The sequence below is a fragment of the Phenylobacterium sp. genome (assembly GCF_030693805.1).
In the GTDB taxonomy this organism is placed as follows: Bacteria; Pseudomonadota; Alphaproteobacteria; order Caulobacterales; family Caulobacteraceae; genus Phenylobacterium.
The window spans coordinates 1-10336 of the sequence record NZ_JAUXZW010000137.1 but is presented as its reverse complement, the minus strand read 5'-3'; the positions used below and the strand labels follow the sequence as shown (position 1 = coordinate 10336).

At 68.6% G+C, this 10336-nt stretch carries 9 protein-coding genes; 5 read left to right on the top strand and 4 right to left on the bottom strand.

What is annotated here, in order from left to right; translation table 11 throughout:
• A partial coding sequence (locus Q8M88_RS06195; RefSeq protein ID WP_305595450.1) for a glycosyltransferase family 39 protein occupies window positions 1-770 on the bottom strand: 770 nt, incomplete at its 3' end.
• 100 nt (window positions 771-870) lie between these two features.
• On the bottom strand, window positions 871-1059 hold the full coding sequence (locus tag Q8M88_RS06190) for a hypothetical protein (RefSeq protein ID WP_305595448.1): 189 nt from the start codon (window positions 1057-1059) through the stop codon (window positions 871-873).
• On the opposite strand from Q8M88_RS06190, the gene Q8M88_RS06185 reads away from it, so the two are divergent.
• The 3 genes from Q8M88_RS06185 to aguB all read left to right on the top strand — a co-directional run bounded on the left by Q8M88_RS06185 (window position 974) and on the right by aguB (window position 6226).
• Complete coding sequence (locus Q8M88_RS06185; RefSeq protein ID WP_371132640.1) at window positions 974-4264, top strand: TonB-dependent receptor domain-containing protein; 3291 nt, start codon at window positions 974-976, stop codon at window positions 4262-4264. The genes Q8M88_RS06190 and Q8M88_RS06185 overlap by 86 nt on opposite strands.
• A 79-nt stretch (window positions 4265-4343) precedes the next feature.
• Window positions 4344-5348 (top strand): agmatine deiminase family protein, encoded by a 1005-nt coding sequence (locus Q8M88_RS06180; protein ID WP_305595445.1) that lies wholly within the window; start codon window positions 4344-4346, stop codon window positions 5346-5348.
• On the top strand, window positions 5348-6226 hold the full coding sequence (aguB, locus tag Q8M88_RS06175) for an N-carbamoylputrescine amidase (protein WP_305595443.1): 879 nt from the start codon (window positions 5348-5350) through the stop codon (window positions 6224-6226). The genes Q8M88_RS06180 and aguB overlap by 1 nt, the downstream gene beginning before the upstream one ends.
• Window positions 6227-6231: 5 nt before the next feature.
• Here aguB and Q8M88_RS06170 read toward each other — a convergent pair whose 3' ends face one another.
• A complete protein-coding gene (locus Q8M88_RS06170; protein ID WP_305595441.1) occupies window positions 6232-7143 on the bottom strand; it encodes a MaoC/PaaZ C-terminal domain-containing protein in 912 nt (303 codons plus the stop codon).
• 156 nt (window positions 7144-7299) lie between these two features.
• On the opposite strand from Q8M88_RS06170, the gene Q8M88_RS06165 reads away from it, so the two are divergent.
• Complete coding sequence (locus Q8M88_RS06165; protein ID WP_305595454.1) at window positions 7300-8115, top strand: SapC family protein; 816 nt, start codon at window positions 7300-7302, stop codon at window positions 8113-8115.
• 2 nt (window positions 8116-8117) lie between these two features.
• On the opposite strand, the gene Q8M88_RS06160 is transcribed toward Q8M88_RS06165, so the two are convergent.
• The gene (locus Q8M88_RS06160; RefSeq protein WP_305595452.1) at window positions 8118-8510 is read right to left on the bottom strand and encodes an acyl dehydratase; all 393 of its coding nucleotides are present in this window, start codon (window positions 8508-8510) and stop codon (window positions 8118-8120) included.
• Window positions 8511-8639: 129 nt separating this feature from the next.
• On the opposite strand from Q8M88_RS06160, the gene Q8M88_RS06155 reads away from it, so the two are divergent.
• The coding region (locus Q8M88_RS06155; RefSeq protein ID WP_305595439.1) for a protein-disulfide reductase DsbD domain-containing protein at window positions 8640-10336 on the top strand (1697 nt) is incomplete at its 3' end.

The following is a 10336-nucleotide window of genomic DNA, read 5'->3' as shown; positions in this document are numbered from 1 at the left end:
AGGAAGTCGAGAAGCTCCGCTGCATTGAATAGCTGGCGCCCGCCCCAGGCGGCATTGGCGGCGGTGTGCTGCACGGTGGCGAAGTGATGGGCGGCGTTCCAGGCGATGTTGGGCGCCAGGATCAGGGCGAACGCGGCGAGGCCTGCACCGATCGTCGGCCAGCCCCATGCCGCGCGGGCCTGGCGCGAGACGCTGAGGTGCAGAGTCAGGCCGATCACCGCATAGAGCGCGGCATATTTGCTGAGGAAGGCCAACCCCAGCGTCGCGCCGCAAGCGGCCGCCGCCAGCAGCCGTCCGCGGGAATGTTCCGCAGACTGAAGATTGACGTAGGACCACAGGAACAGGCTCAGGAAGAACAGCAGCGGCGCATCGGTGGCGATGATCGCGGCCGAGAGCTGGATGCCCGGCATCAGGGCGTAGAAGGCCGCGCCGGCCAGGGCTGTCGGTGGGCCGTAAAGTCTGCGCCCGACCCCATAGACCGCGAGCGCCGCGCCAGCGTGGTAGAAGGGCGAAGCGAACCTGACCCAGGGCTCGGCGTCGCCGCCGATCGCTGTGGTCGCCCAGATCGTCCAGGCGATCATCGGCGGTTTGGAATAGTAGCCGAAGTCCAGCGCCCGCGACCAAAGCCAGTACTGGGCCTCGTCCGGATAGAGGTCGAGGGGCGTCGCGAACAGCACCAGCAGGCGGACCAGCGTCAGCCCCACCACCAGCGCCGCGACCGTGCGCCATCCGAGGTCCCGGGCGCGCGGCTGTGTCACGGCGTCAGGCAACTCGCGCTCCTATATCGGGCAGCCATGCTCGCCTCCTATGCGTCGTCGGGCTGCGGCGCCACAGTGCTCGCTGGAGGCGCGACACGCATAGCCGACTTCATCAAAATGTCGCCACCGAATGCGATTGGGCGAACTGTACGACATGGGCGCGCGAGGCCAGGTGGGAAGCCGCCGCGCACGCCGGATCTTCTTGGGGACGCACGATGAAATCCAGATTGAGCCGCGCGCTCTGCGCGACGACGGTGCTCGCGTGGGCGATGTCCAGCGCGGCATTCGCCCAGGAGATCACCGGCTCCTTGCGGGGGCAGGTGACAGATGAAAACGGCGCGGCGGTTGCCAACGCTACGGTGACCGTGACCCACGTGCCGACCGGTTCGGCGATCACCCAGGTGACGGGGGGCGAAGGGCTGTTCTCGGCGCGGGGCCTGCGGGCCGGCGGACCCTACCGCGTGCGGGCGACGGCGCCAGGCTTCGAGGCGAGCACGGTGTCGGTCGGCGCGATCGGCGTCGGCGACGCGGCCAACATCGACGTGGCGCTGTCGCGCACGGGTTCAGAGGTGGATGAGGTTGTGGTCACCGCCGCGGCCGCCGCGGCGCCCACCGGCGGGCCGGGCATCAACCTGTCGTCGGCCGACATCGAGGCGCTGCCGTCAATCAGCCGCGACCTGAAGGACCTCGTGCGGCTGGATCCTTTCGCGACCCTCGATCCGACCAACGCGGACGCGCTGTCCTTCGCCGGCTCCAACACCCGGTTCAACCAGCTGACCATCGACGGCGTGCGCCAGAACGACGACTTCGGCCTGAACAACAACGGTTATCCGACCCAGCGTTCGCCGGTGTCGCTGGAGGTGATCGAGGCGGTCAACGCGTCGGCCGCGCCCTACAGCGCCATCAACAACGGCTTCATCGGCGGCCAGATCAACGCCGTCACCCGGTCGGGCGGCAACCAGTTCCACGGCTCGATCTACGGCGACAAGACCGGTCGCGACTGGCAGGGCGAGACGGTGCGCGGCGCACGCGCGGGATTCGAGTTCTCGGAGAAGACCTGGGGCGTCACCCTGGGCGGCCCGATCATCCCCGACCGGCTGTTCTTCTTCGCCGGCTACGAGAAGTTCCAGGGCGAGCTCGGCTTCGACGAAGGCCCGTTCGACGCGGGCAAGTCGTCATCGATCCCGCGCATCAGCACGTCCGCGGTGGACACCTTCCGCGCCGCGACCAAGTCGGTCTACGGCTACGATCCCGGCGGGTACGTCGCCGGCGCCTTCCCGGTCGAGGACGAGAAGTGGTTCGCCAAGCTGGATTGGAACCTGAGTGACAGCCATCGCCTGACGCTGGCCTACCAGAACACCCTGGGCAATTCGCTGAACGGCTCGGTGAGCTCGGTGACCGTCAACGGCAATTCGGTCACCCAGCCGCGCCTGGCCCTGACCACGAATCAGTACAACAAGATCGAGGAGCTGACGGCCTACCGCGTGCAGCTCAACTCCGACTGGACTGAGAACCTCTCTACCGAGCTGCGCTACGGCTTCAAGGAAACCGACACCCAGCAGCTGCCGCTGGGCGGCCTGAGCGTCGGCGAAACGACGGTGACCGTCGCCGACCTGGCGGGGGTCGCGGCGGGCGCCGGCTCACCGCAGATCCGCTTCGGGGCGGACATCAACCGTCACGACAACTACCTGAACGTGAAGCTGAACGCCTATGAGGCGCTGGCCCGCTACCGCGCCGGCCCGCACGAGCTGCTGGTAGGCGTGCGCTCTGAAACCGACGAAGCGTTCAACGTGTTCGTCGCCAACTCGCAGGGCAGCTACGCCTTCGCCACCTACGCTGACTTCCTGGCCAGGCGGGCCAGCGGCTTCACCCTGACCGGCGGCGTCGATCCGACGGCCGGCACGGTTCCGGCCACCCTGGGCACCGCCCGCAAGGGTGTCGGCCAGTTCGAATACCGGCTGTCCAGCGTCTACGCCGAGGACCGGTTGCAGGTGACCGACACCTTCGACATCACCGCCGGCATCCGTTTTGATTGGTACAACATGGACGACGTGCCGACGTTCAACGCGGCGTTCCTGTCGCGCAACGGGTTCTCCAATCAGCAGAACCTCGACGGGATGAACATCCTGCTGCCGCGGGTGAGCTTCAACTGGGAGCCGGCGTCCAACTGGAAGGTCACCGGCGGCCTCGGCCGCTTCTCGTCCACGGGCCTGAACGTGTGGGTGTCGAACGCCTTCTCCAACAACGGCGTCAACCAGACCAACGCCATCTGCACCAACCCCGTGCTGACCAATGTCGACCTGACCAAGGTCCCGGTCGGCTGCACCTTCACGCCCGGCAACGGCAACACCAACGTCATCGACCCGACGCTGGCGATCCCCAGCGTCTGGAAGGCCAACCTTTCGATCGCCTACAACTTCGACCTGGGCCGGTTCGGCAACGACTGGCTGGTGCAGCTCGACCTGCTGAAGGTGATCAACGAGAACAGCCTCTACTGGCGCGACCTGCGCGCCGTGCAGACCGGGCTCGCCCCCGACGGCCGGCCGGTCTACTCGCGCGGCACGGTTGGCACGACCACCGGCAATGAGAGCGATTTCATGCTCTCGAACCTCGACAAGGGCGGCGCGGAGGTCTGGGCGATCGGCATCGGTAAGCAATGGAACCAAGGCCTGTTCGACGGCCTGACGGCGAAGTTCATCTACGCCCAGACCCATGCCGAAGACGCCAACCCGATGACCAGCTCGATCGCGTTCTCGAGCTACACGCGCTTCGCGACCCAGGATCCGGAACGTCCGCCGGCGGCGACCTCAGACTATGAGGAGCGCGACCGCTTCAGCTTCGATCTGGCCTATTCGCGGAAGTTCTTCGGCGACAACAAGACCTCGATCCGCTTGTACGCCCAGAAGCGGACCGGGTTGCCGTTCAGCTACACCTTCGCCACCAGCCGCACCGGCAACTTCGACAACGACTTCGGTTATTCGGCGTCCAGCTATTCGGGCCGCCAGGCGACGTCGAATGCGCTGTTCTATGTGCCCACGGCCAACGACCCGCGGGTGCGGTATGCGCCGGGCTTCGATGTGACCGCATTCAACACCTTCCTGCAGAACAGCGGCCTGGCGGGCTTCGCGGGCGGCATCGCAAAGCGCAACGCCTTCACCAATCCCGACGTGATGACGGTGGACATGCGGTTCAGCCAGGAGCTGCCGGCCTTCTTCCCGAGCGGCGCTAAGATCGAGGTGTTCATGGACGTCGAGAACCTCGGCAACCTGCTGAACGACGAGTGGGGCGTGCTGGAGCAGTACGACTTCCTGAAAGCCGTGCCGGTGGTGAACGTCACCTGCAACACTGCGGTCGGCGGACCCACGGTGAACTGCGGAACGCCGGGCGCCTTCTACACCTACAGCGGCACAGGCGTGGGCGGGGCCTTCGCGACCCCTGTGAAGCCGTTCCTGTTTCCGTCCCAGTCGCTGTGGCAGATCAAGCTGGGGGCCAAGTTCAAGTTCTGATCCTGCCCAGGTCGGCGCTGCGCGCTTGACGCGGGGCGTCGCCACGCCCATCTGCGCGCGTCCAGCGACGAAGGATCCCATGAGCCTGATCGTACCCGCAGAGTGGGCCCCGCACCGGGCGATGTGGCTGGGCTTCCCCAGCCACGGCGAGCTCTGGGAGGAGGACCTGGAGCCCGCGCAGCAGGAAGTGGCGGCGCTCGCCCGCGCCCTGGCTGGCCCCGGTCGGGAGCGCGTGCGCCTGCTCACCGGATCGCCCGAGGGCCTGGTCGCCGCGCGCGCGCTGCTGGGCGATGTCGCCGGCGTGGAGATCGTCGAAGGCGCTTTCGGCGACATCTGGCTGCGCGACACCGGCCCGATCTTCGCGCAAGGCCCGCAGGGCCTCCAGGCGCGCGCCTTCCGCTTCAACGGCTGGGGCGGCAAGTACGTGCTGGACGACGACGACACCGTGGCGGCGCAGATCGCGGCGGCGTCCGGCGCGCCGCTCACCGCCCATGATTTCGTGCTGGAGGGCGGGGCGCTGGATCACGACGGCGCCGGAACGGTGCTGACCACGCGTCAGTGCCTGCTCAATCCGAATCGCAATCCGGGCTGGGACGACGCTCAGGCCGAGACGGCGCTGGCGCTGGCGCTCGGCGCCAAAACCGTGCTGTGGCTGGGCGAGGGCCTGCGCGCCGACCACACCGACGGCCATGTGGACAATCTTGCGCGCTTCGTTGCGCCCGGCGTGGTCGCCGCGCCCGTGGCCTGGGGCCGCGGCGATCCCAATGCCGACGCCTACAACGACGCCGCCTCGCGTCTGGCCGGCATGACCGACGCACAGGGGCGTCCGATCCAAGTCATGCGCATCCCCTCGCCGGGCTGGATCGACAACCCCGAAGGCGGGCCGGCGCCAGCCTCGCACATGAATTTCGTGATCGCCAACGCAGCGGTGATCGTACCGATCTACGAGGCCCGGCCGGGCGAACTGGTGGTGCAGGCGCTGGAAGCCCTGTTCCCCGACCGCGCGGTCATCGGCCTGCCGTCGCGCGCCATCCTCACCGGCGGCGGCTCGTTCCACTGCATCACCCAACAGGAGCCCGCCTGATGGCGAGATCCATCCGCGTCGCCGCGATCCAGGCGTCCTTCGGCGAGGACCTGCAGGCCAACATCGCCCGCACCGCCGAGCTGATCCGCGAGGCGGCCGCGCAAGGCGCGCAGGTGATCCTGCCGCCGGAGCTGTTCCAGGGACCGTACTTCTGCGTCGCCCAGGAGGAACGCCGGTTTGCCCAGGCCCACCCCTGGCGCGAGCACCCGTGCGTCACCGCCTTGGCGCCGCTGGCCGCCGAGCTTGGCGTGGTGCTGCCGATCTCGATCTTCGAGCGCGAAGGCCCGCACTACTTCAACAGCCTGGTGATGGCCGACGCCGACGGCAGCCTGCTCGGCGTCTATCGCAAGAGCCATATCCCCGACGGGCCGGGCTATATGGAGAAATACTATTTCCGCCCCGGCGACACCGGCTTCCGCGTCTGGGACACCCGCTTCGGGCGGCTCGGCGTCGGCATCTGCTGGGACCAATGGTACCCGGAGTGCGCGCGGGCGATGGCGCTGATGGGCGCCGAGGTGCTGCTCTATCCCACCGCCATCGGCTCGGAGCCGCACGATCCCAGCCTGGACACCGCCGCGCCGTGGCGCCGTGCCATGCAGGGGCACGCGGTCTCCAATGTTATCCCCGTGGTCGGCGCCAACCGCACCGGGTTCGAGCCGTGGGACGGATATCCCAACGGCGGCCAGAGCTTCTATGGGTCGAGCTTCATCGCCGACCACCGGGGCGACTTGGTCGCCGAGCTCGGACGGGCGGACGAGGGGGTGATCGCGGCCAGCTTCGACCTCGATCACTTGGCCACGCACCGGGCCGCGTGGGGGTTCTTCCGCGACCGACGGCCGGATCTCTACCGCTCGCTGGTCGATCCCCGGCCGGCCTGATCGCGCTAGCGCACGACCGTCAGGCCGTTCTTCACGACGGTGACGCCACGCGCCTTCACGTGAACCTCGAACGAGATCTCCTTGCCGTCGCGCCACAGGTCGATGGTGAAAACGTCGCCCGGGTAGACCGGCGACGACCAGCGGAGCTGATGGCTGGCCATCTGGTCGGTGTCGTAGTCCAGCATCGCCTGCAGGACGGCGCGACAGGTGATCCCGAACGTGCACAGGCCATGCAGGATCGGCCGGTCGAAGCCCGACACGCGAGCCGCCTCTGGGTCGATATGCAGCGGGTTGGTGTCGCCGCTCAGCCGGTAGATCGCGCACTGGTCCGGCCGCGTGGCGATCTCGATGGTCTTGTCGGGCGCACGGGTCGGCGTCGGGTGCGGCTTGGGCGCGCCTTCCGAAGGGCCGCCGAAGCCGCCGTCAGCGCGGGCGAACGAGGACGTGGTGAGCGTCGCCACCTTCTCGCCAGCGGCGTCGGTCCATACCGACTCGTTGAACAGAATGGCGCCCTTGTCCTTACCTTTATCGATGGCGCCGGTGACCCCGCCGGTCACGGTGAAGGCGCCCGACGGCGGCAGAGGCCGGTGCAGTTCCACCTTCTGTTCGCCATGCAGCACGGCGGTGTAGTCCAGGGTCGTCTCGCGCGGACCTGGCTTGGCGGAGCTGTTCGCGGGCGGCCAGAACCCACCATTGGCGGTGGGCAGCACGGTGGCGGCGCTGGGCAGCACCTTCAGCCGCTTCTCATAAACGAAGTCCAGTTCCTGCTCGTTCAACGGATCTGCGCCCATGCCGACGCCCACGGCGTAGAGCATCACGTCCTTCTCGACGTAGCTGAAGGTCCTCGGCGCGGATTTCTGCTGCAGGATGTCGGGTAGTAGATCGGCATGGGGTTCCTCTGACCGGGGCGAGCGCATCTGAAGGCGGGCTGGTCGGCGGGCATTGGAGCCGCTGGGCCTCGGCTGCGCAAGCCGTCAGCCACGGCGACGTTTGCCGCTCGCGCGCCGATCAGTTAGAAGCGCGGAATCTTGCCCGACCGCCCGCTTTCCGGCGGCTATTTCGAAGGCTTTCCCATGGATGTGACCCCCGCGCCCGTCAACGGCGAGATCTCCGGCAACGTGCTGTTCTACACCAAGCCAGAACCGCTGAGCCGCGACCTGCACGGCAAGCTCGGCGTGAAGGGCGTGGAGGGGCCGTTCGCCTTCGCCAGCAAGGCGCACGCGGTGCCGCTGACCGTCGGTGAATTCCAACTGGCCGCGGTGACCGGCCCGATCATTTTCGTCGGCGACGAGAAACTTCCGATCGCGGTGATGGGCCTGCGCGCCGACGAAAACATCTTCCTCAAGCCGGACGGATCGTTCGAAGCGGGGATCTATGTGCCGGCCTACATCCGCCGCTACCCGTTCGTGTTCGCCAACGACGACCAGAACGGCCAGATGGTGTTGTGCATCGATCGCGCCTCGAGCCTGATCGTCGAGGGCGGCGAGGCCGCGTTCTTCGACGAGAAGGGCGAGCCGACCGACTACACCAAGACCTGCATCGAGTTCTGCAACAACTACGAGATGGAGCGCCAGCGCACGGCGAACTTCGTCCAACTTCTGCGCGCGCTCGACCTGTTCGAGCCGAAGGTCGCCAACTTCCAAGGCATGAACCCGGACGGAACACTCAGCGAGCCGCAGAAGATCGCCGACTATTTCGGCGTGTCCGAAGAAAAGCTCGGCAAGCTCTCGCCCCAGCAGCTGGTGGAACTGCGCGACAACGGCGCTCTGCCGCAAATCTACGCCCACCTGCAATCGCTGGTCGGCTGGGACCGGCTAGTGGCGCTGGCCATGGCCAAGGACACCCTGGCGCAGGCGCAGGCGCAGTCGCCGTCTCCCGCCAACGCCTGAGGCTAGCGGGAGAAGACGCTCCGGGTCAGGCACGAGAAGACCAGGCGGCCGGCTTCGTCCAACAGGTCGTGCTGGGCGATGACGATGCCCTTGCCGTCGCCCACCGGATCCTTGGCCATGACTGTCATGCGGCCGCGCAGGGTTTCTCCGGCGGGCGGATTGCGCATCCAGCGCACGGCGTCGACGCCCAGCCGTTTGGTCTGCGGCCAGGCCGCGCCCGCCGCGGCGTCCAGCCGGCTCCAGATCGCATAGACCATGGCGTCGGGCGCGCCATGCTCGACGCCCCATCCGGGCGTGAACGCCTCGATGAAGGCCGCCAGGGCCGCCGGCTCTACGGGCGCGGAGCCGAGGTGAACCACCTGGCCGATCTGAATGTCGTCGAAAGGCGCAGGCAATGAACGCTCCCTGTTGATCGAACGTGATTCGAAGATCATGGCGGTGCGGCGGGTGAAGTCGAGCAGGCTTTGCGCCACGAGGCCCGGGCCGCCATATAGGGGCCGATCCGCAGGAGCGCCGACGGCCAAATGACGCGATTGTTCGCAAGCCTGGCGGCCGCCGCGATGTTTCTCAGCGCTCTGGCCTGTGGACCCGCTCAAGCCGCCCCCGTCGACACCGGTCACCTGGTGGCCGAGCTGGTCAGCGCCCAGACCAGCGTCTCACCAGGCGGGACGGTGCGCGTCGCGCTGCGCCAGAAAATCGACAAGGGCTGGCACACCTATTGGCGCAATTCCGGCGACTCGGGCGAGGCGACGACGCTGGCCTGGACGCTGCCACACGGGTGGAAGGCCGGCGAGATCGTCTGGCCCGCACCGAGCCGCCAGCCCACCGGACCGCTGATGAACTACGGCTATGCCGGCGAGGTGCTGCTGCCGGTGGTCCTGACCGCTCCGGCGCAGGCGCGCCCCGGCGACGTTGCGAAACTGTCGGTCGAGGCGAATTTCCTGGTCTGTGAGGAGATCTGCATTCCGGAGCAGGCGACACTGACCCTCGAGATGCCGGTGACCGCGACGCCGGGCGCCGCCGATCCGCGCTGGGGCGCCGCGATCATGCGCGCCGTCGCCGATGCGCCGAAGCCTGCCGGACTTGCCGCCGTCTTCGCGCCGCAGGGTGGGAAGGTAGCCTTGGCGGTGACGGGGTCCGCGCTGGCGGGTGCGGCTGGCTCAGGCGCCTATTTCTATCCGTTCGAGCGGACGGTGATCGACCACGCGCAGCCCCAGCCGGCGGAACTCGGGCCTCGAGGCCTGACGCTGACGCTGACCCCGGGGACGGCCTTCCAGGACGGCGCTTCGCCGGCGAGCCTGGCCGGCGTGCTGTCGGTGGACGGTCGCGCATACGAACTCACGGCGACGCCTGGCCCAGCTCCAGCCGACGCGGCGGGCCTTGGCGCGCCGAAGGTCGCGGCCCCTGCGGCGGGGCCCGGCCTCGGATTGCCGCTGGCGGCGGCCTTTGCACTACTCGGCGGACTGTTGCTGAACCTGATGCCTTGCGTGTTTCCGGTCCTGGCGATGAAGGCCGCGTCGTTGGCCGGTCATGCGCACGAGCCGGCGCGCGCGCGGCGACAAGGCGTGGCCTATGGCCTGGGCGTGCTGGCGACCTTCCTGGCGCTGGCCGGCGCGCTGATCACCCTGAAGGCGGCGGGGTCCGCGATCGGCTGGGGATTCCAGCTTCAGTCGCCGCCGGTGGTCGCGGTGCTGGCGCTGTTGATGCTGGCCGTGGCGCTGAACCTGTCGGGCGTATTCGAAGTCGGCTCGTCGCTGCAGGGCGTCGGCGCGCCGCTCGCTGCGCGCGGCGGAACCGCGGGCGCCTTTCTCACCGGGGCGCTGGCCGTCGTCGTCGCCGCGCCTTGCACCGCGCCGTTCATGGCGCCGGCGCTGGGCTGGGCCCTGACCCAGGGCCCTGTGGCGGCGCTCACCGTGTTCCTGGCGCTGGGCGTCGGGTTCGCCGCGCCGTTCGTCGTCACCGCCTTCGCGCCGGCTTTGCTGGCGAGGCTGCCGCGTCCAGGCGCGTGGATGGAGACGCTGCGCCGTGTGCTGGCGTTCCCGATGTATGGAGCCGCCGCCTGGCTCGCCTGGGTCCTGGCGCTGCAAGCCGGCGATACGGCGCTGGCCGGCCTGCTGGCGGCCGCGGTCGCCCTGGCGTTCGCCGGCTGGGTGGCCGGCCATGCGCAGCGCCGGCGGATGGCGGGGAAAGCCGCGAGCGGTTTCACGGGCCTGGCGCTGGC